Annotated in this window: 20 protein-coding genes and 1 riboswitch; of the genes, 11 read left to right on the forward strand and 9 right to left on the reverse strand. The window is 36.5% G+C overall.

All coding sequences use genetic code 11. The features are described 5' to 3' along the window. Positions 1-49: 49 nt before the first annotated feature. Together BC781_RS07170 and BC781_RS07175 are read right to left on the reverse strand one after the other, a co-directional pair. Entirely contained in the window at positions 50-820 is a 771-nt protein-coding gene (locus BC781_RS07170; RefSeq protein ID WP_109616509.1) for an SDR family oxidoreductase, read from the reverse strand. Positions 821-831: 11 nt separating this feature from the next. Continuing rightward, positions 832-1,065 carry a 4a-hydroxytetrahydrobiopterin dehydratase gene (locus tag BC781_RS07175; RefSeq protein WP_109616510.1) on the reverse strand — a complete coding sequence of 78 codons (234 nt, stop codon included), beginning with the start codon at positions 1,063-1,065 and terminating at the stop codon, positions 832-834. Positions 1,066-1,402: 337 nt separating this feature from the next. Between BC781_RS07175 and BC781_RS07180 the strand changes: the two genes are divergently transcribed. From BC781_RS07180 to BC781_RS07205, 6 genes are all read left to right on the forward strand, one after another. Next, the gene (locus BC781_RS07180; protein WP_109616511.1) at positions 1,403-3,244 is read left to right on the forward strand and encodes an LTA synthase family protein; all 1,842 of its coding nucleotides are present in this window, start codon (positions 1,403-1,405) and stop codon (positions 3,242-3,244) included. Positions 3,245-3,421: 177 nt separating this feature from the next. Beyond that, positions 3,422-5,152: a GAF domain-containing protein gene (locus tag BC781_RS07185; RefSeq protein ID WP_109616512.1), complete on the forward strand. Its 1,731-nt coding sequence runs from the start codon at positions 3,422-3,424 to the stop codon at positions 5,150-5,152. A gap of 176 nt (positions 5,153-5,328) precedes the next feature. Further along, entirely contained in the window at positions 5,329-6,759 is a 1,431-nt protein-coding gene (gene nhaC / locus BC781_RS07190) for a Na+/H+ antiporter NhaC (RefSeq protein ID WP_245935586.1), read from the forward strand. A gap of 177 nt (positions 6,760-6,936) precedes the next feature. Then, positions 6,937-8,004, forward strand: coding sequence for an NAD-dependent epimerase/dehydratase family protein (locus BC781_RS07195; protein ID WP_109616514.1), 1,068 nt, complete (start codon positions 6,937-6,939; stop codon positions 8,002-8,004). 196 nt (positions 8,005-8,200) lie between these two features. Continuing rightward, positions 8,201-9,316 (forward strand): sensor histidine kinase, encoded by a 1,116-nt coding sequence (locus BC781_RS07200; RefSeq protein ID WP_109616515.1) that lies wholly within the window; start codon positions 8,201-8,203, stop codon positions 9,314-9,316. Further along, a complete protein-coding gene (locus BC781_RS07205) occupies positions 9,313-10,035 on the forward strand; it encodes a LytR/AlgR family response regulator transcription factor (protein ID WP_109616516.1) in 723 nt (240 codons plus the stop codon). Before BC781_RS07200 ends, BC781_RS07205 begins: the two co-directional genes overlap by 4 nt. Before the next feature lie 69 nt (positions 10,036-10,104). On the opposite strand, the gene BC781_RS07210 is transcribed toward BC781_RS07205, so the two are convergent. Beyond that, positions 10,105-11,556, reverse strand: a complete 1,452-nt coding sequence (locus tag BC781_RS07210) for a catalase (RefSeq protein WP_109616517.1) — start codon at positions 11,554-11,556, stop codon at positions 10,105-10,107. 395 nt (positions 11,557-11,951) lie between these two features. Between BC781_RS07210 and BC781_RS07215 the strand changes: the two genes are divergently transcribed. From BC781_RS07215 to BC781_RS07230, 4 genes are read left to right on the forward strand one after another with little or no spacing between them, the layout of a single operon-like run. Next, positions 11,952-12,704, forward strand: coding sequence for a polyphosphate polymerase domain-containing protein (locus BC781_RS07215; RefSeq protein WP_109616518.1), 753 nt, complete (start codon positions 11,952-11,954; stop codon positions 12,702-12,704). A 23-nt stretch (positions 12,705-12,727) separates the two neighbouring features. After that, positions 12,728-13,429, forward strand: a complete 702-nt coding sequence (locus tag BC781_RS07220; protein WP_109616519.1) for a DUF4956 domain-containing protein — start codon at positions 12,728-12,730, stop codon at positions 13,427-13,429. Positions 13,430-13,448: 19 nt separating this feature from the next. Next, positions 13,449-14,108, forward strand: coding sequence for a DUF2490 domain-containing protein (locus BC781_RS07225; protein ID WP_109616520.1), 660 nt, complete (start codon positions 13,449-13,451; stop codon positions 14,106-14,108). Further along, complete coding sequence (locus tag BC781_RS07230; protein ID WP_109616521.1) at positions 14,105-15,436, forward strand: CotH kinase family protein; 1,332 nt, start codon at positions 14,105-14,107, stop codon at positions 15,434-15,436. Before BC781_RS07225 ends, BC781_RS07230 begins: the two co-directional genes overlap by 4 nt. 149 nt (positions 15,437-15,585) lie before the next feature. On the opposite strand, the gene BC781_RS07235 is transcribed toward BC781_RS07230, so the two are convergent. After that, a complete protein-coding gene (locus tag BC781_RS07235; protein ID WP_146201641.1) occupies positions 15,586-17,586 on the reverse strand; it encodes a glycyl radical enzyme family protein in 2,001 nt (666 codons plus the stop codon). Between the two features lie 736 nt (positions 17,587-18,322). Between BC781_RS07235 and BC781_RS07240 the strand changes: the two genes are divergently transcribed. Then, a complete protein-coding gene (locus BC781_RS07240; RefSeq protein WP_109616523.1) occupies positions 18,323-19,990 on the forward strand; it encodes a pyruvate dehydrogenase complex dihydrolipoamide acetyltransferase in 1,668 nt (555 codons plus the stop codon). A gap of 362 nt (positions 19,991-20,352) precedes the next feature. Beyond that, positions 20,353-20,542, reverse strand: a riboswitch (cobalamin riboswitch). Positions 20,543-20,601: 59 nt separating this feature from the next. On the opposite strand, the gene BC781_RS07245 is transcribed toward BC781_RS07240, so the two are convergent. From BC781_RS07245 to BC781_RS07265, 5 genes are all read right to left on the reverse strand, one after another. Next, a complete protein-coding gene (locus BC781_RS07245) occupies positions 20,602-21,267 on the reverse strand; it encodes a DUF4097 family beta strand repeat-containing protein (RefSeq protein WP_109616524.1) in 666 nt (221 codons plus the stop codon). A 76-nt stretch (positions 21,268-21,343) separates the two neighbouring features. Further along, complete coding sequence (locus tag BC781_RS07250; protein ID WP_109616525.1) at positions 21,344-22,129, reverse strand: DUF4097 family beta strand repeat-containing protein; 786 nt, start codon at positions 22,127-22,129, stop codon at positions 21,344-21,346. Between the two features lie 26 nt (positions 22,130-22,155). Further along, complete coding sequence (locus tag BC781_RS07255) at positions 22,156-22,941, reverse strand: HEAT repeat domain-containing protein (protein ID WP_109616526.1); 786 nt, start codon at positions 22,939-22,941, stop codon at positions 22,156-22,158. A 5-nt stretch (positions 22,942-22,946) separates the two neighbouring features. Continuing rightward, positions 22,947-23,483, reverse strand: coding sequence for an RNA polymerase sigma factor (locus tag BC781_RS07260; protein WP_109616527.1), 537 nt, complete (start codon positions 23,481-23,483; stop codon positions 22,947-22,949). Between the two features lie 109 nt (positions 23,484-23,592). Then, entirely contained in the window at positions 23,593-24,144 is a 552-nt protein-coding gene (locus BC781_RS07265; protein WP_109616528.1) for a hypothetical protein, read from the reverse strand. Between the last annotated feature and the right edge of the window lie 175 nt (positions 24,145-24,319).

The following is a 24,319-nucleotide window of genomic DNA, read 5'->3' on the forward strand; positions in this document are numbered from 1 at the left end:
TGAAAAAATGTTTTTTCTTATTCGAAAATTTGATGGTAAAAAACGCAAACTACTTCTTCGCGATAAGCTTTCTGAGGATACTTGGGAAGAAGCGTTTCAGCCACAAACCAAACTGCTCTTTAAAAGCCCCTACGTAAACTTCCTCTTTTTCTGCTTCAATAGCTCTGACTATTTTTTGAGCACACTCTTGAGGAGAAATTCCTTTCTGCTCCAACTTCCCAATAGCTTTACCATCGGCATTCAAGGCATTTGCTGACAAGTTAGTTGCTACATAACCCGGTGTTATTACTTGAACCTTCAACCCTTTATATGCATATTCTGCTCGCAGAGAATCAAAAAAACCTTGGACAGCATGTTTTGATGTAGAGTAAGCCGCTCTTTCGGGTAAACCTATTTTTCCTTGCACCGAGCTAATCTCTACAATCATAGGATCGAGTTGATTGAGTAAAAAAGGCAATACGGCTTTAGTGAGAAATACATGTCCAAAGAGGTTAATCTCCATAATTTTTCGAAATGCTTGTTCAGTCATCTCTTCAAAAGATGCTCTTTGGCTTATACCACTACTCAAAATAAGTAGGTCTAATCTCCCGAAATGTTGATCTACTTTTTCTACTACCTCAGGAAAAGTTGGGGTATCTTCCATATCAAACGGTAGAACTAAACTTTCTGCATCTACACTTTTAGCAATACGTTCTAGTTTTTCAGCATTTCTTCCCGAAAGAATAAACTTGCATTCATAAGTCGCTAAAGCAAATACCAAAGCCTCTCCTATTCCTGAAGAGGCTCCTGTTATCCAAACTACCTTTCCTTTTAGTTCCATATTTTAATTGACTATGCCAATATCTGATCAATCGCTTCAGCCAATTTGCGATCTTTTTCAGTTACTACATTTCCTGCATCATGAGTCGTAAGAGCAATCTCAACCTTATTCCATACATTCGACCAATTCGGGTGATGTTCATGTTGCTCGGCCAAAAATGCTACACGTGTCATGAAAGCAAATGCTTCTTGAAAATCTTTAAAAGTGAAAACTTTTTGAAGTTGATTATTTTCTTCTTTCCACATAAGTATTGTTTTTGGGATTTTGTGATGTTTCTATGATTTACCAAGGGTAATAAAGGTACAGAACTCGTTTTAATTTGTCCTTATCTCATATTCTTTTTTCGAATTATACGTTCGCAGAACCAAAATACACTTGATATCCTTTTAGAATCAAATTAACTGAAAAACACCATTCAGTAGACCTAATTAACGCCTCAGCAATTTTAAGTTTTTAACTAAGAAAAAAAGATCGGAACTTGTCCATAACTTACACCCAAGTTCTGCGCTAACATTAGGCCTAGAAAAAAGGTGAACTGTGTAACAAACTAGATTAAGAGATTTCACTAACAATTACGGCTTTATGCAAACTAGATTAACCTTACTTCTAAAGAACTTTTTCTTTTGGTTGGTCTTTTTCCAAATTGGAAGATTCCTATTTATCATCTACCAACTTGAGCTATCCATCAACTTTGACTTTAGTACTTTACTGAAATCAATGTTTTATGGAGCAAGAATGGATATGTCTGTAGCAGGTTACATGAGTATAATTCCTGCATTAATGTTGACAATTTCAGCATTGTTCAAACCTCAGAAATGGGTAAAAACAGCGATTTACATCCATACATTCATTTTTATGATTCTGTCGTCCCTCACGATAGTTTCCGACATGGAATTATATTCTTATTGGAACTACAGAATGGACGCCACACCTTTGCTGTATTTAAGTACAGGCTTCACTGAAGTAATACAATCTGCATCACCTTTGGCTGCTGTTAAGCAAGTTTTCTTATTTGCCTTAATGATTCTTGCAGGAAGTAAAGCCTACAATTGGTTAACAGCATCTTCCTTTGACAATCTGGAACGTGTATACTGGTCATCTCCTGCTACCCTAGTTTTTGCGGGCTTATTGATTATCCCTATCAGAGGAAGCTTCGATGTAGCACCTATGAATGTTGGCTTTGTTTACTTTCATGAAAAGCCTTACCCTAACCATGTTGCAATTAATGTTTTCTGGAATGTTCTTTATTCTTTAGGAAAAGTAAATAAGAGCAAGTACCCTGAAAACTTCTATGATAAAACTTTGACAGAAGAACACTTTGCAGAACTTTACGAGCCTGCAAAAACACGTAATCTTCCTACAAAACTCTTAAAAACAGATAAGCCAAATGTAATTCTTATTATCCTTGAAAGCTTTACAGCTGACCTTGTAGAATCCTTAGGAGGAGAAAAAGGAGTTACTCCAAACTTAGAAAAGCTTATCGATGAGGGTGTTTTATTCACCAATGTCTATGCAAATGGTGATCGTACAGACAAAGGATTGGTAGCGGTTTTAAGCAGTTACCCTGCTCAACCAAAAACATCAATGACCAAATGGAGCCAGAAAACACAAGAATTGCCTTCTCTGCCAAATGTCCTTAACAACGAAGGTTATCATACTTCATTCTTTTATGGAGGAGATGTGAATTTTGCGAACATCAACAGCTACCTTCACAATAGTGAATTCCAAGAAATCCTTTCAAAAAATATTTTCCCTAGTGAATTATCAACGTCCAAATGGGGAGTACATGATCATTATGTTTTTGATAAAGCGATTGATATTCTGAAGGCAAAAGATCCAAGTAAACCATTCTTCCAAACGATTCTGACATCTAGTAGTCATGAACCATTTGATGTACCGATGGAAACTGTCTTTGAAGGGGATGATAAAAAGTCTTTGTTCATGAATTCGGCTCATTACACTGATCGATCTTTAGGTGTTTTTATTGATCGTTTGAAAGAAGAAAAGATTTGGGATAATACCTTAATTATGTTGGTAGCAGACCACGGTATTCCTCACATCAAAAAGCATAGAAATAGTGATGCTGGAAAATTTCATATCCCTATGATTTGGACTGGTGGAGCCTTACAGAATACAAACTTAAAAGTTGATACTTTCGGTAATCAGACAGATTTAGCAGAGACCTTCATCAGACAATTGAATGTAGACTATGACTTTGTCTTCGGGAAAGATTTGTTACAATTCAACGATCAAGGCTTCTCATTCTTTACCTTCAACAATGGTTTCGGGTACCTTACTTCAAAGGCCAAAGTCATTTATGACCTGAATGGAGATTACTTTATTTCCAAAGACGGTAAAAACTATGATCAAGAAAATGCGAAAGCTTATATGCAAAAAGTTTTCACAGACTTCAATAATAGATAAAAAATTCTCTTTCATATATCTTTCAAATCCCTCTTCGGTAACACTTACTGAAGAGGGATTCGTATTTTTTCAGTATTTCATTTTCATATTCAAACAGATCTTGTATCAAGCTACCTTCCTTTCTAAGTTTCCTTCTAACTTACTACATACCCAAAACACATAGACTGTTATCTCATCATGACCTTAAGACAGAAGCTTTTTTTTGCCTTCGGTTTCCCTCTTTTATTTGCCATTGTAATAGGCGTACTGACCTATAAATACATGGAGCATACATCTATTCTCATGGATGAAATCCAAATATTAGATCATTGCTCACAATTGATAGACAAGGCACAGTATCATGAAACAGTTTTTCTACTTGATGAATCTCATGAAAATGATTTTTTCAAGGATAGAAAAAGTAATGGGTTACAGCATACAGAAATGCTCATTGACTCAGTAGAGTTTATCTTGAATGACTTTTCTAGTGAATATGATCAAGAAATTGATTACTCCTACTTTATTTTCTTTCATCAACTGAATGATTTTCTATATAAAAAAAGAAAGCAAATCTATCAGCTTTCTAGCCTGTGTCTACAGAATGGAAATGAAAATTGGGGGCTCATCGGAGAATTAAACAGAAGGTCTATCAATATTGAGTCTTCGAGCATGAGCTTCGATAGAAAATACTTAAAAAACTGCCTGCATTATGAAAAAGCATTCCTTCTTTCAAAAGATTTGAAATATGAAGTTCTTTTCGATGATGCAATCACCTCTCTCTCGCAACATATTTTACTGAGTTATCAAATACAGTCGGGAAATAGCTTAGAGGAAAAAAAGAATTATACAGATTTGCTCAAAAAAGTGAGTCAGTATCAGCTTACGTTCAAGAAACTGATTAAACTTAGTCAGAAAATAGGATTAGATAATTCTACAGGAATAAGAGCTGAATCAGACCACCTTTATACAGATATTCGATCAGAATTAGAGCGCTTGAAAGAGAAGGTTGCAGCAGAAAATCAGTCGGATGTGATGATGTCTGAAATGCTCTTACTCATCTTTCTTTGTGTCCAATGTTTTCTTGTTCTGATTGGAGGAGGAGTTATAATACAGCAATTCAAAAACCGAATAGATACACTGAGTACCGCATTCAAAGATTTACGAGCAGGGCATTTTCTAGATGAAAAGTATCTTAAGCATGGAAAAGATGAACTTCACTTTCTATCTAAAGAAATATTTTTACTCAGTAAGTGGATAGAAAATGTATCTACTTATGCCAAAAAGATTCGGTTTGAAGAACGAAACTATGAATATCCAACAGCTTACAAACAAGGAGAACTACCTGAACACCTTGCTCAAATAGAAGAGCGAATCATTCATTTCCAACATGAGAAACAACTCAGACATTGGATTACTGAAGGAATGAATAAATTCTTGGCTTTACTTCGTGAAAAGCACCAAGAGGAAAATATATTCGATGTCCTCACTCGAGAATTATCACATTTTATCGGAGCCAATCAAATGGTTTTCTACATTACGGATAATCCTAAAGCGCCGAAATATCTTATTGCCCAATCCTTTTTTGCCTTCCAATATAAAAGAAATCAACTACACCAAGTAAGTGTAGATGAAGGACTCATTGGTCAAGCTTTTAAAGAAAAACATACACTCCATCTTACGGATGTCCCTAATAACTACACAAGCATCACTTCGGGCTTAGGCGATGCTACACCATCAAACTTATTGATTCTCCCTCTGATATCTTTCAACGAAGTTGTAGGGCTTATAGAAATAGCTTCATTCAAAGTATTTGATGAGTATCAGATTGAGTTTTTAGAAAAAATAGCACAAAGTATCGCGGCTACTATAGCCGATGAAAAGACAAATATCACGCATCGTACAGATTCGTTAGAGAACTCTTCCTCATAATTAATTCTTCATCATTATGCCTTATTTTCTTTAAATAAGACAATAAAATGCTTCTTTGTTTTTAAAATTGTGTTCTGGAAGTTATACGCTTCCATAAAAAACACTTGAAACCTAGTTTCAGTGAGCAACAACAATCTATATAGCGTTATACAATTATGAGCTCTAACAAACATAAAATGCCTACTATTTGGGAGGCTTTGGTTCCTATCTTGTTTTTGATCGGAGCGCTTATTCTAAATTTTTCACTATTTGGAGATGCCGGACTTGATGGTTCTATTCAAACTATTTTGATTCTGGCCACAGCTATTACTGGATTGGTCGGTGCACGTTTGGGTATTAAGTGGGATCAGATGATTGAAGGAATGGTAAACACTATTTCAAGTGCAATGCCATCTATTTTAATTCTCCTGTTTATTGGTGCTTTATCGGGTACTTGGCTGATTAGTGGCATTGTTCCTTCCATGATCTATTATGGATTAAAAATATTAAACCCTACCATTTTCTTATTTGCGTCTTGTATCATCTGTGCGATTGTATCTGTAGCTTCGGGTAGTTCATGGTCAACAGTGGGTACTGTCGGAATTGCATTATTGGGGATTGGTACAACTTTAGGTTTTGAACAAGGAATGGTAGCTGGAGCTATTATTTCAGGAGCTTATTTCGGAGATAAAATCTCACCGCTTTCTGAGACTACAAACTTAGCCCCTGCCGTAGCTGGTACAGATTTAATATCTCATATCAGATATATGCTGTTTACTACAGTTCCTACAATTAGTATCACACTCGTTATTTTCATCATTCTTGGTTTCACAGCTCACGATGGAAGTGGTACTGTAAATGTAGATAGCGTTATGGTTGCTTTAGAAAATAAATTCAACCTAAATCCTATTCTCTTCATTGTTCCTGTAGGTGTATTCTTCATGATTGCGAAGAGAGTTCCTGCAATCCCTGCCCTTTTAGTGGGAGCAATTTCAGCGGCAATTTTAGCGATTTTCTTCCAACCAGAAGCTATTCGTGAAGTTGCAGGGCATGAACTAAGCTTTGGTTTAGCTTCTCTGAAAGCCGTGATGATGGCTGGTTTCGGAAGTATTTCACTAACTACAGAAAATGAAATAGTGAATGAACTTCTTTCTTCTGGAGGAATGGCAGGAATGCTAAATACGATTTGGCTTATTCTGACAGCTATGTGTTTTGGTGGTATGATGGAAGCAACAGGTTTACTTCACAAACTCACTTCTACAATCATGAGAGCAATCAAGACTGATGCTTCTTTGGTTGGGTGTACAGGCTTCAGTAGTATTTTCATCAACTTCGCTACTTCTGATCAATACCTTTCAGTAGTTCTTCCTGGTAAAATGTATCAAGAAGCTTTTGAAGAAAGGGGACTTGATCCTGTGAACTTGAGTAGAACATTAGAAGATTGTGGTACAGTAACTTCTCCGCTTATTCCATGGAACTCATGTAGTGTCTATCATTCTACAGTTCTTAGTGTAAACCCTATGGCATTTATCGGATACTGTTTCTTCAACTTGATCAGCCCGATCATGACTATGATCTTTATAATTTTCAATATCAAAATTAAAAGACTAAAGAAAGAGCTTGCCTAAAGGCATCTTTTCTCAAAAATATAAAGCATTCATCTAGCGTTAGATGAATGTTTTTTTTATATCCTACTCTCAATCTGCTTTTTGTGTAAATCTTCCCGTGATCTGTGTTCTTTCTTAAAAAGTAGAATCTTGATATTTGTATTGTAATCTTAATCTCATCTAAAAAACAATATCAAAATGACACAGATAGATAAATCAAAACCCGTAATGGTCACTGGTGCTAATGGTTATGTAGCGAGTTGGTTAGTAAAAAGACTATTAGACGAAGGAATTACGGTACATGCTGCAGTTAGAAACCCAAATAATGAAGAGAAAATTGGTCACTTAAAAGAAGCTGCCGCAAATACAACTGGAGAAATCAAATTCTTTAAAGCTGATCTTCTGACAGAAGGTGCATATAAAGAAGCTATGGAAGGTTGTGAACTCGTTTATCATACGGCATCTCCATTTACAACTGAAGTTAAAGACCCTCAGAAAGAATTAATAGAGCCTGCAGAAAAAGGAACTGCAAATGTTTTAAACACAGCAAAAGAGACTCCATCTGTAAAAAGAGTTGTTGTTACAAGTAGCTGTGCGGCTATTTATACTGATGCTATTGATTCTGTAAATGCACCAAATGGTCAACTCACTGAAGACATCTGGAATACTACAGCCTCTTTAGACTATCAACCTTATTCGTATTCAAAAACATTGGCTGAGAAAAAAGCTTGGGAAATTGCAGATAGCCAAAGCCAATGGGATTTAGTCACAATTAATCCATCATTGGTATTGGGCCCTGCATTAAACCCAAAAAATACGACTTCGGAAAGTGTGAATATCATGAAAATGCTTGGTGGAGGAGATATGAAAATGGGTGCGCCTAAAATGGGATTAGGTTTAGTAGACGTTAGGGATGTGGCTGAAGCACATTTCAAAGCAGGATTCACACCATCTGCAAAAGGGAGATATATCACCTCAGCACATAATACTAACTTCTTGGAAATGGGCACAATACTGCTTCCTAAATATGGTAAGCAATTCCCTCTGCCTAAAAAGCCTCTTCCAAAATGGTTATTGATGCTTGTAGGTCCACTTACCAACAAGTTATTCACACGTCAGTTTATCAGAAACAATGTAAATATTCCTTGGAAAGCAGATAATTCAAAAATCAAAGATGAGCTTGGAATCTCCTTCAAACCGATGAAAGAAACTTTGGAAGATTCATTCCAAGTACTAATTGATGAAAAGATATTGAAGGCATCTTAAATCATTAATTCAACCTTTCCTGCCCAAAAAGAGTCTAGTCAACTGAAGTTTTTCCTTTAAGGAATAACCTCAATTGACTAGACTTTTTGTATTTGTAAACATTTTAGTTTCATAGATAAAAAACTCCTTTCTATTGATTCTTTTTCAGACTTCGAATTCATTACACTAAGTTTATATCAAATTTTGAATTGGAGGAATGAAACAAGAAAAACTATTTAAAGGCTTTGAATATATCATATTGGGGTTTATTGGTGTACTACTATTTGTACTTCCGATATTCTATGAATACGATTCTTATTCAATGGACTGGGATAGGGTTTTCAATATTTGGAAAGCTTACATTCCTTTTCTCCTCCTTTTTTCGCTCAATCATTTTGTCTTACTTCCCTATTTCTTTTTCAGAAATAAAAAAATATACTTCCTAATTGCCAATCTGTTATTGATAATTGGACTGACTGTATCCACACGTTTCGTTTTCAAAGATAGTGGTCGTCCATTTACAAGAGAGCAAATGGAAATGCCAAGGCGAAATAGACCTCCAAGAGAAGGTTTACCTCCGCATAGAATGCCAGACCCAAGGCAAAGACATCCGCTTCCCCAACAATCTCCCTTACGTCAACTTCCTCCAGAATTGGGTTTTGTCTTATTATCGATACTGATCATTGGTTTCGATACGGGCCTAAGCCTGTCGGTAAAATGGGTCGCTTCAGAACAAGACCGTGTAAATACAGAGAAAGAAATGGTAGAATCTCAACTTGCATTTCTTCGGAATCAAGTAAGTCCACATTTCTTTATGAATACTCTCAACAACATTCATTCGCTCATGGATATTGACACAGAAGAAGCCAAAGAATCCATTATTAGGCTGTCGAAATTGATGCGTCATTTACTTTATGATTCAGAAGTCAAAGAAATTCCGATAGAAAAAGAAGTCCAATTTGTTGGAAACTACATAGATCTCATGAAGCTTCGTTTTTCTGACAAAGTAAAAATCACTTTCGACATCTCTTCAGAACTGCCGAATATCACTATTCCGCCTTTGTTGTTTACTTCTTATGTTGAGAATGCCTTCAAACATGGCATCAGTTATCAACAAGAAAGCTTTATCCACATCATGTTTGCTTTTGCTGAACACGAATTATATTTCAAGGTTGAAAATAGCAACCCGAAAAGCATTCAGAAAGAAGGGCCTTCTGGTGTGGGTCTTGTGAACTCCCAAAAGCGTTTAGAGCTTTTGTATGGTAAGAATTTTGAGCTAAACATAAGCGATATAAAAGAAAGCTATACTGTAGAATTAAAAATACCCGTATGATTAGATGCATCACCATAGACGACGAGCCTTTGGCTTTAAGACAAATTGTCAATTATATAGAAAAAACACCTTTTTTAGAATGTGTAGGACAATTTGAAAATGCACTTGAGGCACTCACTTTTCTGAAAGAAAATGAGGTAGATTTGATGTTTGTGGATATTCAGATGCCAGATATCAGTGGGATGGATTTTGTGAAAATGCTCAAGAATCCTCCTCGAATTATCTTCACTACAGCTTACAGTGAGTATGCTGTAGAAGGCTTCAAGGTTGATGCTGTCGATTACCTGTTGAAACCCATAGGCTACCCCGACTTCTTTAAAGCAGCCGAAAAAGCGAGAGACCGTATAACGCCCATAACAAGCAAAGAAGTTGAAAAAAATATTGAAGGAAATTCTGAATTTCTATTTGTAAAATCAGAGCATAAAATGCTACGTATCAACACTTCTAAAATCAAATACATAGAAGGGATGCGTGAATATGTCAGAATCCATTTGGAAGATCAAAAACCAGTAATGGCACTAATGAGTATGAAGAAAATAGACGAGTTTTTACCTTCTGAGCACTTCATGCGTGTACACCGTTCTTATATCGTGAACTTAAACAAGATAGAGGTTATAAACCGCAGTCGTATCATTTTTGATGAAGATGTGTACATTCCTGTCAGTGATCAATACAAAAATGACTTTCAAGCTTTCTTAGATAAAAACTCATTGGGCTAAAAAATTAAAACCCCAACTCGCTAGCTCAACGCTTTGAGTTGGGGTAAAACATTATCAATCTTCGTTTATTTATTTTTTCAATTTATCTTTTACCATCTGTCCATAAGCAGGGTCAGCCTTCGTAAAATATTCAAGCATTCTTTCTTGTGCACTTTCAGATGCCTGTGAAAGTCCTCCAACTATATTACTCGTCAATTGGTCTTTCTGATCATCAGACATAATTCGGAACAAATCTCCTGCTTGAGTGAAATTGTCTTCATCGCGTGTATCAAAACGATCTATTGTTCCTGCCGTTAATCGCATTGGCGGTTCAGCCACTGAAGGGTCTTGCTGAGGCATTTCTTTCTGATCGTTCGGATAATAATTCACCTTTTCTGTCTGTGGGCTATCACTTCCTGTATGGAACGGACAACCATGTGCCATAGCTCCATCTTTTTGGTAATGATTTACAGGGCACTTTGGTGCATTTACAGGCAACTGATTATGATTTGCCCCTACACGGTAGCGGTGAGCATCGCCATAGGCAAACAATCTTGCTTGTAACATTTTATCTGGAGAAGCTCCTGTTCCTGGAACCAAATTGGCTGGTGTAAATGTTGCTTGTTCCGTTTCTGCAAAGTAATTCTTCACATTTCTATTTAATGTCAGTTTACCTACTTCGATCAATGGATAGTCTTTATGAGACCATACTTTTGTCAAATCAAACGGATTAATTTCGTAAGTCTCTGCATCCTTTTCTGGCATAATCTGAAGCTTTACAGTCCAAGATGGGAAATCACCTCTTTCAATTGCTTCCACCAAATCTTTCTGATGTCCGAAAGGCTCCTTTTGAGCAGCTTCTTCGTTTGTAAGAGTTTTAATTCCTTGATCAGTTTTGAAATGCCATTTCACCCAATAGCGTTCTCCACTTTTATTCCAAAGACTCAAAGTGTGCGAGCCATAACCATTGATGTGACGCAATGAATAAGGAATACCACGATCAGACATCAAAATTGTGATCTGATGAAGTGATTGTGGATTGCTTGCCCAGAATTCAAAGTGAGCGAAAGGGTTTGGAAGATTCGTCTGAGGATTTTTGTTCTGAGAATGAATAAAATCAGGAAATTTCTGAGGGTCTCTGAGAAAGAAGACAGGTGTATTATTACCTACGATGTCATAGTTTCCTTCTTCTGTATAAAATTTTACGGAGAAACCTCTTACATCTCTCACATAGTCACCCGAATCTTGTCCTCCTGCCACTGTTGAGAAACGTAAAAAGAGTTCTGTTTCTTTTCCTTCTCCATTCAAAAAGTTAGCACAAGTGTACTCAGAAAGGTCTTTGGTCAGTTTAAATGTTCCGTACGCACCATATCCACGTGCATGTACAACTCGCTCAGGAATACGCTCTCTATTAAAGTGAGCCAATTTCTCCATCAATTGCCAATTGTCAAAAGTTAGTGGGCCTCTTTCTCCTGCAGAGATACTGTTATTATCATCTGAAATTGGAGCTCCATTTTGAGTAGTTAATTTCTTATTAGTCATGTTTAGTTGTTTTAATGACCATACACATCACTCTCATAATGAAGTATGTGCACAATCAGTTCGTTTGCTTTAAGAAGAGAAAATACTTTTCTCTCTTTCGCACCAATTTAGATGTTTGCACAATGTTACCTTTAATTTTTCTACCAAAAGAGCTTTTTCATCTACCAAAAAACACCTTCCATCTACGACTTTAATTCCAATGCCTGAAGTCACCAGAAATAAAAACATTCCCTAAGTATAAAGTCATTGTTTTTTGTTGATTTTTAAATATTTGAAAAATAATTATTGATCATACACACACCAATTCGTAGATAAAATCCCTCGATTCATTGATTGCTTTTCTGTTCAGATAAGGTAAGCCATAGATTCACAACAACTAAAAACAAATATGCAATATGGTTTTACCTACTTATTCACATCTAATCAACCAATATGAGTCCATAAGTCTAGAAGAAATACAGGCCGTGAAACTCATGAATAGAGTTGATCAAAAGTTCTTGCTTACTGCAAGGCAACTAACAGAACTTCTTCGTCTTTTGTCGGAAGATTATTATGTCATGGAAATTGAGAACAAACGCTTGCTCCAATATCAGACACATTACTTCGACACTAAAGAAGATGCCATGTACCAAAACCATCAGAGAGGGAAACTGAACCGATTCAAAATTCGGCATCGTACTTATGTGGACTCTGAAGTCGCATTTTTGGAACTAAAGTTTAAAAACAATAAAGGGAGAACTGAGAAAATCCGAATCCCATCGGCCACCGCTCATGGTGATTTCTCTAAAAAAGAAAGTTATTATTTGGCCAATCATTCTCCTTATAAAGCTCACGAACTAAGTCTGAAACTGAAAAATAACTTCCAACGCATTACGCTTGCCAACAAAGATTTTACGGAACGCTGCACCATAGACGTAGAACTAAACTTTACAAACACATTAGGGACAGAGTCTTTGGGTGGGCTGAGTATTGTAGAGGTAAAAACAGACCAACAAAACCAAAAGGCGATTATTCTGAATGCCCTTAAAAAATTAGGTATTCGCCCTTCCCGATTCAGCAAATATTGTATAGGCAGAGCTTTATTAGAACCACACTTAAAAGCCAACCGATTTAAACGAAGAATACTCAAGCTGAATACGCTTTTATAAACTAATTCAAAACCAAAATTAATATGGATCTTAACTTCATTACAGAACAACTAAACACACAGACCTCATCAGTAAGTGTCTTCCAAATCGGGGTATTTCTTATCCGAATGCTCATTAATCTCCTCTCTATTACTGCACTCGTTCGTGTGCTTTACGCCCGAAACAATAGAAATAGAGACTTCTTTTTCACCTATTACGGCATCGGTTTTACTGTATTCTTGATCTGCTATATGCTCCAAAATGTAGAACTAGAATTAGGTTTTGCTCTTGGGCTTTTTGCGGTTTTCGGAATTATCAGATACCGAACAGATCCTATTCCAATCAAATCAATGACTTATCTGTTTGTCGTGATTGGTATATCCATCATCAATGCATTGGCAGGAAATCATATATCTGAATACTATTTATTTCTGGTCAATTCAATTATGATCTTAGGGCTATGGGCTGTAGAATCAAGTCTTTTTCTCAATAAAGAACAAGGTCTTCTGATTTTCTATGAAAAAATAGAAAACATTAAACCCGAAAACTCAAACCAACTTCTTCATGATCTTTTTGAACGCACAGGCTTATTGATCACTCGTTACGAAATCAAAGATGTAGACTTTTTGAGAGATGCCGCACACATTCAAGTTTTCTACCTAAGAGAAGATGCCTCACAGAAAGAAGTAGAACGAGTAAATGATCGAAAATCGGCATTGAAGGTAGTTTTCAGAAATCCAGTATAGCGCTAAAACCAAAATAATCATGAGATTTTTTCAGAAATATATATTACTCTGTGCAGCCTTTTTCATAAGTATTCAACTCTCCCTTGCTCAAGAAGTAGAAACAGAACAAGAATTTCAGACTTGGACTTCATTTACACTTCAGAAAAAACTTGGAAAGGGTCTTTCTCTTGATATCAAACCTCAATTAAGATTTGAAAATACTGAAATAGACAAAGGTCTATTTGATGCTGGTCTTCAATACAAATGGAATAATTTCATCAAAACAAAAGCTATTTATCGCTTTGGGCTAGAAAATAAAACAGAGACCAATGAAATCAGCCATCGGTTTGCCTTAGACTTAAAAGGCGAGAGAGAATGGAATAGATGGGAAGGAAGCCTGAGATTACGGATGAGTACAATCACTGACTTTGAAGAAGAAGACAACGATGGATTAAACCTCAGATACCGAGCAAAAATGGCTTATAATCTTCCAAAAACAAGTCTCAAACCCTATATCTCGGCAGAACTTTTCCAAGATCTAGAAGCTCAGCAGTTTTCAAAAGTCAGATACAGTACTGGAGCCAGCTACAAATTATTCAAACATAATTATATCGGGTTCCGATACTCACTTGATTACTACCTACTCAAATACAAAAACAGGCATATCATTAGCCTCAACTATAAAATCAAGATCAAATGAAAAAACTAAAAATATTTATTATTCTTCACCTTTTCTTAGGAGCCACCTTTGCCTGTAGAGAATCTACAATTGATGAAAATGATATAATTATTGAAAAAGAAATTGATACACCAGACTGGACTGAAAACACACATAGCAATGCTGTTGAGCCAAACTATGAAGTTGTTTTTCCAGAGGATCAAGTCCTCCAACTATACATAACTTTGGACGATGGTGACTGGAGCAAAATGCAAAATGATCTTGCCAGTAATTTAGGTGGAAATCACTTCCCCGGTGGAAGAACCGACATAGACTTCGACCCCATTTGGGTAGCGGCTAGTCTTGTATATGAAGGAACAGAATGGTATAAAGTCGGAATAAGATACAAAGGGAATTCTTCATTGAAAGGCACTTACTCTTCAAACTCTGATAAGTATTCTTTCAAACTAGATTTCGATGAGTTTGAAGATGAATATCCAGATATTAAAAATCAGCGTTTTTTTGGTTTTAAACAGTTAAACCTAAACAACAACTATGATGACGATTCATTTGTAAGAGAAAAAACGGCATCAGACCTGTTCCGTTCTTTTGGAGTTCCTTCAGCTCGAACTACTTTCTGCCAAGTGTACATCGATAAAGGAAATGGCTCTGAGTACCTCGGTCTTTACACGATAGTAGAAGAAGTGGATGACACTGTTTTAGATGCTCAGTTTGAAAATGGCGAAGGTAATTTGTACAAGCCAGATGGAGATGCGGCCACTTTTGCATCGGGTACTTACAATCAATCTGAAATGGAAATCAAAACTAATGAAGAAAGTAGTGACTATTCAGACGTAAGAGCTCTCTATGAGATTATCAATGCGACTACGAGAGATGAAGGTTGGCAAGAAGAACTCGAAAACATTTTTGATGTCGATCATTTTCTCAAATACTTAGCCGTAAATACCGTCATTCAGAACTGGGACACCTATGGAAACATGACACACAATTTCTATCTCTACAATCATAATGGAAAATTGGTATGGATACCTTGGGATAATAATGAAGCCTTTCAAGAAGGAAAAATGCAAGGAGCCCTAAGCCTTGGTTTAACTGAAGTTGAAGATTTTTGGCCTCTTATCCGCTATATCATAGATGTGCCTAGTTATGAAGAACAGTATCAGGCATATGTAAAAGACTTTAGTGAAAATTATTTCACTCACGAAAACATGCAAAATATCTATATGAATCATTCTATGCTCATTCAAGAATATGCACAAAGTGAATCTTGGAATTTTGAAGGAGCAATCAATGAGTTAGTTCAACACGTATCAGAGCGAACAGAGGCCGTCAATCAATATTTAAAATAACACAACAGGGTGTAACCTTATTAATCGACAATTTTATAGCTTGCTTAAAGCTGCTTCTCTTTAGAGGAGCAGTTTTTTATTTTTTCATCAAAAAGAAAAACCTCTTTCATCCGAAGACAAAAGAGGTTTAGAATAGAGAAAGAAAAGAATTACTTGATCACACAAGAATCACCATCACAGAATCTTTCACTTTCTGCATCTTCACCTTTCATATTTCTGAAATCTAGGTTTTTCAACTTTCCTTCCAACTCTAGATATTTTTCTCTTGTAATTTCCTCATATGGCATTTGAGGGAAAACAGCTCCTTTTTCCAATTTTGGCAAGAAACTCACAGACTTCAGTTGGTACTGATAGTAGTTCAAAATCGGATTGATTTGAGAAGCTTCATCTTTCTTAAACGTCACTGTAACCGAAACTTGGTTATCTGCCCAATACTTTTGTAAGAATGCAGCCAAACTCACTTGCTCCCAGATACTCACCTCATTCAAGGTTCTCACATTCGGAATATGTACAGGAACTGAAACAACCATTGTATTTGCCTCAGATACCGAAGGCTCTACATCGTAACCTGCATCAATACACTTTTTGATCAAAGGAGAATCTTCTGCAATACGGATACGACGGATGTAATGGTTACTTTCTGGGTAGTGAATACCTGGAGTCACTCCCGGAAGCAATGAAACTGTACCACTTGGCTTAATCGAAGTTGTCTTTACAGAACGAGGTACACATAACCATTCAGAATAGATCGTATCCCAATCTTGAATAGTGTGATAGCCTTCGTCACACCAAGTTTTGAACTCATCCAAACCATGAGATTCTACAAACTGAGCGATACCACTCATAGAGGTACCGATACGTCTGTTTCTCAACAATACTCTGTTTGTTTCTGCACAGTGCGTATTTCCTAATGTCACTGTTTTTGCGTACAAGTAAGCAAACTTCAAGGTACGTAAGAAGTCTTCTTTACTTTCAGCTCTAGTAGGGAAAGTCTCTACCAAACAACACATTTCGTAGCTTTCCAAAGACTGCTCTGCGCATGGGTTTGTACCCGCTGCACGTCTATCTTTGTTATCCTCTCCATCTACCAAACGACCAAACTTCTGAATGTTGTCCAACCAAATATAACCTGGCTCTCCATTCACAGCAGTCTGTGCCGCTACTTTTGTATAATCCATACCCAGACCTGCAAAAACTGAGTTATTAGAAGACCATCCAAACTCTGCTCTACGCACGTTTGAACCTTCCATTTCTCCAGTTTCTTGGTTCCAAGTATAATCTTTCAATTTCAAGTATTCTTCATCCGAAGGATCACCGAATACAATTTCTGCACTTCTACGAACATTACCAGCTACGACACAGCAACCGATCATATTCATCACATCCACAATATCAGTTGTCGAAAGTGGACTGCCACTTTCTCTACCACTAAAGATATCATTGATCTGCTTATGAAGTTTAATCAATGGACCAGGTCCAGAACTTACTCCACCAAATCCTTTTATAGGCTCACCTGCCTTACGGATTTTAGAATAATCGAAGTTCACACCCACTCTTCCTTTATGGAAATAAGCATCTAGAAGCATTCCGACACTCTGAACCCAACCTTCTCTTGTATCTGGAATTTCAAAGTTGATTGCCTCATTCCAATCTGGTTGGAAAACGCCAATCAAACCAGCGCCTTTTACATCAAAACCAACTCCGACACCAAGCATTGACATATCCATCAAGAACTCGAAAGGCTTTGTTGCGTCTTGATCAATCTCATCTGTACTTACAAAAGCACAGTTATTCAAAGCTGCAAATAGGTTTCTTTTGATCGTCAAATCTGTACCCATAGCCCACAATCCTCTACCCGGAGGTAAGAATTTCATTTGGAACATACGATCATACATTTCCTGAGCGGACTGTTGTGCTTTATCATCATCCCAACCCAAATGGTATTTTAAGATGTGATTTTTTTGAATTGTATATGTACCCTCAACAACACGCCTGACAGTTTCCCACCATTCTTCATTCACTCCGTCCTCTTTCAGACGAGAGTACGTACGAATATACACCAATTCCCCTAGTCCATTAAAGCCAAAGGGAGGTCTAACATTTTTGTACTTGTCTAAGAATTCTTCAGTTAACGTAAATCTATATTCCATTTTCAGAATAGGGTTTAAGATTTGTTTATCAATAAGGTGAAACATGAAAAATCATTCCTGATCTTTCTTTATTGCTTGTAATGGTCAATAGTATTATTAGAAGCTATAACATGTAAAAAAGACTTAGGTTATCTTTATTAGCTAAAAAATATAACAGACTAACAATCAATAAATTAAATTAATCCAAGCTTTTAATTTACTTTTAATTCATTACACTCTGTTATGAATAATGTGACTAAATAGTTAGGAGTGGATCTCTATTCTATTTCTTTGTATCTCACATCAGAGAATATCAAAGGTAAATCAAAATAATGTATTAGAAAAACAATATTAAAATACGATGACATATTTTTTAATCAGCACTTAACAATTGTATAATTTCAACAATTGTGAAATTCCCATACGAATAACTGATTCTATTTTATTTTGAATGAAAGTTATTAGAATATTCCTAGAGGTTTCATTTCAATTTAGTTTATTAATTTCATGTGAAATTGGATTTGAGACCTAGCGAACCTCAGATTGAATTAATATGTTCCTTCAAAAACTTTAGTTCGACTTAAAATAACACACGTTAACAGCTTAATATAGACTCTTTATAAGAACTTCTTGAACAATAAGAGACTACTTAGGTTTTACTTTTTATGTTCTTCGTTGTGTAGATAGGAGAATACTATTATTTTTGAATTTGAAAACGAAAATATATAAGAGTTAACATTTACAAATTCTCATAAAAATGGCAGAAGTTATTAGAATGCCCAAGATGAGTGACACCATGAAAGAAGGTGTTATTGCTTCTTGGCTTGTGAAAGTTGGTGACCAAGTATCCTCAGGTGATATCTTAGCTGAAGTTGAAACTGACAAAGCAACAATGGAATTGGAGTCTTATGAAGACGGTACAATTCTTTATATCGGTGTTGAGGCTGGTGAAGCTGTAGAAATAGACGGCATTATCGCAGTAATCGGAGAAGAGGGTGAAGATTACCAATCGCTTCTTTCTGGTGCTGCTGCTCCTAGTGCACCTGCTGCTGAAGCTGCTCCTGTAGAAGTTCAAGAGGAAGCCGCTGCTCCTGCTGCACCTGCAATTGATACATCATCAATCCCTGCTGCTGTAGTTCGTATGCCAAAAATGAGTGACACTATGAAAGAAGGTGTTATTGCTGCTTGGCTTGTGAAAGTTGGTGACGAAATCGCTTCTGGTGATGTAATTGCAGAAGTTGAGACTGATAAAGCTACAATGGAGTTAGAATCTTATGATGACGGAACTCTATTATATATCGGTGCAGAAGCTGGTCAAGCTGTTGCTATTGATGGCGTAATCGCTATCATTGGTGAAGCTGGAACTGACTTCCAACCATTATTGGACGCTGCTGCGGCTCCTGCTGCAACTACTCCATCGGCACCTGCTGCTCCAGCTCCTGAAGTAAAAGCTGAAGCTCCTAAGGCAGCTGCTCCTGCTCCAAAACCAGCTCCTGCTGCTACTAGCAGTGCTCCAGTTTCTCGTGAAGCAGCTCCTGCTCCAGAGTCTGACGGTAAAAGAGTATTCGCTTCTCCATTGGCTAAGAAATTGGCTGCAGACAAAGGGTTCAATATCGCAATGATTCCTGGTTCTGGAGAGCACGGACGTGTAGTAAAAAGAGATGTTGAAGCATTCGTTCCTCAACCAACTGAAGCTCCTGCTGTACAAGCAACAGCTTCTGCGGCTGTAGCTGCTGGTGTTGAAGGCTTCAGAGATGAGAAAGTTTCTCAAATGCGTAAGACGATTGCAAACCGTCTTTCAGAAGCTAAATTTACTGCGCCTCACTTCTACTTAACGGTAGAAATTGATATGGATCAAGCAATCGCTTCTCGTAAGAGTATCAACGAATTTGCAGCTCCAACAAAAGTTTCATTCAACGATATGGTAATCAAAGCTGCTTCTGTTGCTTTGAAACAACATCCATACATCAATGCTTCTTGGCAAGGAGATAAGATCGTACACCACGATCATGTACACATGGGTGTAGCTGTTGCTGTTCCTGACGGTCTTCTTGTACCAGTTGTTCGTTTTGCAGATACTAAGCCTCTTTCAGCTATCTCTGCTGAAGTAAAAGATTTGGCTGGTAAAGCAAAAGATAAGAAACTACAACCATCTGATTGGGAAGGAAGTACTTTCACTATCTCTAACTTAGGTATGTTTGGTATTGAGTCATTCACTGGAATCATCAATCCTCCAAACGCTTGTATCATGGCAGTTTCTGCGATCAAGCAAGTACCAGTAGTGAAAAACGGACAAGTTGTTCCTGGAAACGTAATGAAAGTAACAATGTCTTGTGACCACAGAGTGGTAGATGGTGCTGTAGGTGCTCAATTCCTACAAACATTCAAGTCATTGCTTGAAGATCCTGTAAGAATTCTTGTATAAGGAATAAAAAACAGATCATAGATAAAGAGTCATTCTGAAATTAAATTCGGAATGACTCTTTTTTTGATGAATTTCTTTTTGAGAAAAAGTACAAAAAAGGCGCCCGTTGAGAGAAGGAGGGCGCACTTTTATTCAACATAATCAACCTAATATGGAGTTATTTCTTAGTCAAGCTTTATATTCTCCTTCTGAAAAAAATCAGAGGATACTTTTCATCATCCTCAAATTGAGTTGATGGTAGATTCTTGAAAACTTTAGGGAAATGAATGGTATAACTCGATAGGCTATTGAATAAATATACCCATAGACACAACTAGTTTATAGCCGTGAAACATCATACCTTTTACTTAACTCCCGAAGTACAAGTATCTATTCATTTGGCAGGTCTTCTGACTCACTCCTCGGATTTATGCCTTCTCGTTTTTTAATGAAAACAATGGCGAAAAATATAAACCGATTTTTCGGAGTTTACAGCTGCGGGTACAGTTCCTGAGTTTCACAGGATTCCCTTTTCAACTACAATAGTTGTAGTACCAAAGCATAGCAAAATTTGTTAGAAATAGTAAGACTTTAAGTGACATAGATCACTGACTCACAAGTCTTTTATCATCCTATTTTGACTTTCTTAAATAAATATCTCCATTGATTACTTTTAAGTTTATTTCTTCGCCGCCACCCTCATAATTATGGCTAAGTTTTGCTCCAACATGGCGTTTAGTCAACTCTGGAAAGTCAAGGTCAGAATAGATATCTCCATGAAGTGTTGATAAACTAAAGTCAGCTCCTTCTTTAGTATCCCATTCCAAATCTATAAAACCATTGATGGTCTTTACATTGGCTTTAGACTTTACTTCCCTTAGTTCTATATCTCCATTGATACTCTCTAAGCTGAATTGCTGATTTTTAGGTAAAAAAATCTGATACTTCACCTTAAAATGACTTGAGGTTCGAATCGCTCCATTCTTGTGAGGAACTTCATATTTATTCATCTTATCAAAATCATATTCAGAACGTACAGAACAACCTTGTCCATTTTTATCAACAATCAACTGATAAACCTCTTCATAAGGATAATCTGTATCTAACTCTACTACTGCGACAATCTTTAATTTGTCTTCTTTCCAGCCCTTTACTTGAATAAACTCTGCAAATTTCAACTCTAATTCGATGGACTGATCTTTAGTAACTTTCACTTCTTGCTGAAATGTTTGGGCTGTTTGTTCCCTGCCTGCTATTCCGAAAAGGAATGCGGAGATTAATAATAATATGCGAAACATGGTGGGTAAAGATTTGAAGGTAAAAGAAACTCAGAAAGCAATTTCTACTATTACTTTCTGAGTCTGATGAATCGGATTATTTGCTTTGTCTGAGATAAATATCGTTACTCGTTGCTTGAAGGTGTACAGAAGTTCCTCCGCCATTTATCGTCCCCTTGAAGTTATTTAGGCTATACATGGCTACTGGAGAACTACTTTTTTTATTAGATGCAGATACAATATCAAAATCGGTATACACCTCTCCTTGATAGGTTTTCAAGCTCAAATCAACTTTTGAATTCTTTGGTAAAACAACTTCCAACACACCCGATGTACACGAGAGTTGATGTGGTCGATCGATCAATTCTGCATAAGCACAATAAATATCTCCACTCGTAGTATTCGCTATAACGGGACCATATACATCTTCTAATCGGATAGTAGCATTTTTTCCTTTCACCTCAATTTCTCCTTTCAAAGATTTTAGGCTAAAAGTATTATCATCAAAGAAACTAGACTCTTGGATATTCAAGGCCACATTTTCTGGCACTTTCATTTCTATTTTGATTTTCCCCTGCATAGCCTTGGCTAAAAAAAGTGTATTTCCTTCTTGCTGCATTGCTAGCCCTACGCCTGTATTATCTCTAAGCCTAGTCAGAGGTTTTAGACCTTGTGCTCTTTCCGGCAACTCCCTAAATTCTCCTTGAACTTTGATCAACACTTCATTCCCTTTATATCCTTCTATGGTTAAATCAGTCTGATCAATATCTAGTCTGATTTTATTCTCTGCTGAATTTTTCAGCTTTATTTTATACTCTTTTTCAGAAGCAAACAAACTTTGAGTAAGAAGTACACCAAGTACAAACAATAGTATCTTTTTCATCTCTTTTAGATTTTTGAATTCATTTTTTAAAGCATTAAACCAACTCCTTCAGCAGCCTTATCAATAAGTAGAGGATGACCTTCTTTGTCTTGCATCAACTCTCGCATTCTAGGCAAAGCTGTTTTCACCTTCCACTGCGAAAGGATTTCGATAAGGGCAAACTGTACAGAAACATCATGTTCTTCATCCAAAGCTTCTGTCAGTGCTTTTTGGACTCTACTATCGTAGCCAAAACGTTGCAAGGCATAAGCTGAATTCTGACGAACATTTGGGTTTTGATCATATCTGACCGATGAAATTAAGGCCATTACAATTTCACTCACTTCTTCGGGTAACTCATTTGCATAACTCACAGCTTGAATTCGATCACTTGCTGAAGGAGCCTTGAGCATATTCAGAATTAATAGCTTTTTGGTTTCCTTCATTTCTTCAGAAAGCTGTACAAAATTCTGCTCCCAATCACCTGTTGGTGAATCTGACGTTGATGAATTGAATTGCATTCCGAATACAAAAAGAATGATAGCTGCGGCAACTTGCCCTCCTATTTTCCAATAAGCTTTAAAAGAAATCGTCTTCCCTTTAGCTTTTTGTTCTTCTGTCTCTAAAGCTTCGTAAAAAACTTTATCTACAGAAGTAGGAGTCTCTGTCACGTTCAATGAATCAAGATCTTTAAACAAGGTTTCAAAGTCTTCTAAATCTTGCTTTGTTTCATCATCTTGTTTCAGAGAAGTTTCTAGCTCTTCTGCTTCTTGTTTTGACAAATCACCTTCGAGGTAACGGATGAGTTTATCATCAAGTGGTTCTTTCTCCATCTGAGTTAATGTTTTTCATACTGAAAATAGATTTCACGCAGTTTGCCCAATGCTCGGTGTACTTTCACTTTTACATGAGTAGTACTCAAACCTAGCATTTCAGCAATTTCTGCTTGTTTTACCTTCAAGATTTTTGACATCACAATCAATTCTCGATCGGTTTCATCCAAATCAGCTAAAGCAAATTGAAGCTGTGCACTTACTTCCAGTTGCTCTAACCGAACCTCTGCACTTTGTTCTACCTCCTGAATTTTCTCTTCTTGTAGGGGTAAAGGTGCTTGATTACTTTTTTCAAAATGCCTAGCCCGAAGATTACGAGCTATACCAAAAAGCCAAGGTTTAAAAGCGTAGTCAGCGTTATAACTCGATCGGTACTTCAACATCCGTAGAAAAACATTCTGAGTGAGATCATCACTCTCTGTTCTATTCTGAGTTGTGTATAAAAAATACTGATACACTTTTTGCTTGTAACGCTCAAAAAGCACTGCTGCCTTTTGTAAATCGCCTTGACTAACGGCTTGCATTAACGCCTCGTCAGTCATTCATTTTTTGGTTTCGTGTTTTAGCCTTTCACATATAAGTATCGGGCTATTTGGAAATGGTTACAGATTCTTCGAAAAAAATTGAAAAAAAATTCTGTGAGCTAAAAGATTAGTATTCTACGAACTTAATTTTCTGTCTCTCTTCCCATTGATTTTCATCTTTATTTAAGATCAATATTTCATCCCAACCACTAATTGCTCCGTCTCCTAAGGTAGAAAAATATGTTCCAACAATAGCGATTGCCTTACTTTTAGCCGAGTCAATCTCTATACTTTTCACCTCTTTGATAAATAAGTTTGTTGAACGAGGATTCCGAAACAATAAAAAATCTTTAAGAAGATCATCCTTTTTCATCACTTTCCCTATCGTATTCTTCATTAAGAAAGCATTTAGTAACACAAGTTCTGAATTCGAGAACTTATGAATGCGGTAAGCTAAAAAATTGGACAGATCGCGTCTTTCTACACTATCTAAGAATGTAGTTGTTCCAAATGCTACAGAATAATTATCATGAATATTGGGATGAATAGAATTTCGGATAAGATTATAAATCTGAGTAGTATCTGACTCTACAGAATGAACTTGAGTTTGTGGGCTTGTACAAGAATAGTTTAGAAATAGAGCTAAAATTGAAACGATAAAAGAGAGCTTCATATACATATTTAGTTCTTTGTATTATAGCTAGCGCAACTATAAGATTGAGAAAGCTAGACGATCTCTATAATTAGAAACGAAATTCATAAAATTTAATTCTTTGTTGTACTTTCTTCTCAATAGAATTAAAAAATGACTATTCTAAGAATTAAAGAATTATCAAAAGGTATTTATCGGTAAG

It is taken from the genome of Sediminitomix flava, assembly GCF_003149185.1.
GTDB classification, from domain to species: domain Bacteria; phylum Bacteroidota; class Bacteroidia; order Cytophagales; family Flammeovirgaceae; genus Sediminitomix; species Sediminitomix flava.

What these genes read in the sequence shown, in the direction of transcription:
- BC781_RS07170 (WP_109616509.1), bottom strand. Translation starts at nt 820, where the DNA reads ATGGAACTAAAAGGAAAGGTAGTTTGGATAACAGGAGCCTCTTCAGGA.
- BC781_RS07175 (WP_109616510.1), bottom strand. Translation starts at nt 1,065, where the DNA reads ATGTGGAAAGAAGAAAATAATCAACTTCAAAAAGTTTTCACTTTTAAA.
- BC781_RS07180 (WP_109616511.1), top strand. Translation starts at nt 1,403, where the DNA reads ATGCAAACTAGATTAACCTTACTTCTAAAGAACTTTTTCTTTTGGTTG.
- BC781_RS07185 (WP_109616512.1), top strand. Translation starts at nt 3,422, where the DNA reads ATGACCTTAAGACAGAAGCTTTTTTTTGCCTTCGGTTTCCCTCTTTTA.
- nhaC (WP_245935586.1), top strand. Translation starts at nt 5,329, where the DNA reads ATGCCTACTATTTGGGAGGCTTTGGTTCCTATCTTGTTTTTGATCGGA.
- BC781_RS07195 (WP_109616514.1), top strand. Translation starts at nt 6,937, where the DNA reads ATGACACAGATAGATAAATCAAAACCCGTAATGGTCACTGGTGCTAAT.
- BC781_RS07200 (WP_109616515.1), top strand. Translation starts at nt 8,201, where the DNA reads ATGAAACAAGAAAAACTATTTAAAGGCTTTGAATATATCATATTGGGG.
- BC781_RS07205 (WP_109616516.1), top strand. Translation starts at nt 9,313, where the DNA reads ATGATTAGATGCATCACCATAGACGACGAGCCTTTGGCTTTAAGACAA.
- BC781_RS07210 (WP_109616517.1), bottom strand. Translation starts at nt 11,556, where the DNA reads ATGACTAATAAGAAATTAACTACTCAAAATGGAGCTCCAATTTCAGAT.
- BC781_RS07215 (WP_109616518.1), top strand. Translation starts at nt 11,952, where the DNA reads ATGGTTTTACCTACTTATTCACATCTAATCAACCAATATGAGTCCATA.
- BC781_RS07220 (WP_109616519.1), top strand. Translation starts at nt 12,728, where the DNA reads ATGGATCTTAACTTCATTACAGAACAACTAAACACACAGACCTCATCA.
- BC781_RS07225 (WP_109616520.1), top strand. Translation starts at nt 13,449, where the DNA reads ATGAGATTTTTTCAGAAATATATATTACTCTGTGCAGCCTTTTTCATA.
- BC781_RS07230 (WP_109616521.1), top strand. Translation starts at nt 14,105, where the DNA reads ATGAAAAAACTAAAAATATTTATTATTCTTCACCTTTTCTTAGGAGCC.
- BC781_RS07235 (WP_146201641.1), bottom strand. Translation starts at nt 17,586, where the DNA reads ATGGAATATAGATTTACGTTAACTGAAGAATTCTTAGACAAGTACAAA.
- BC781_RS07240 (WP_109616523.1), top strand. Translation starts at nt 18,323, where the DNA reads ATGGCAGAAGTTATTAGAATGCCCAAGATGAGTGACACCATGAAAGAA.
- BC781_RS07245 (WP_109616524.1), bottom strand. Translation starts at nt 21,267, where the DNA reads ATGTTTCGCATATTATTATTAATCTCCGCATTCCTTTTCGGAATAGCA.
- BC781_RS07250 (WP_109616525.1), bottom strand. Translation starts at nt 22,129, where the DNA reads ATGAAAAAGATACTATTGTTTGTACTTGGTGTACTTCTTACTCAAAGT.
- BC781_RS07255 (WP_109616526.1), bottom strand. Translation starts at nt 22,941, where the DNA reads ATGGAGAAAGAACCACTTGATGATAAACTCATCCGTTACCTCGAAGGT.
- BC781_RS07260 (WP_109616527.1), bottom strand. Translation starts at nt 23,483, where the DNA reads ATGACTGACGAGGCGTTAATGCAAGCCGTTAGTCAAGGCGATTTACAA.
- BC781_RS07265 (WP_109616528.1), bottom strand. Translation starts at nt 24,144, where the DNA reads ATGTATATGAAGCTCTCTTTTATCGTTTCAATTTTAGCTCTATTTCTA.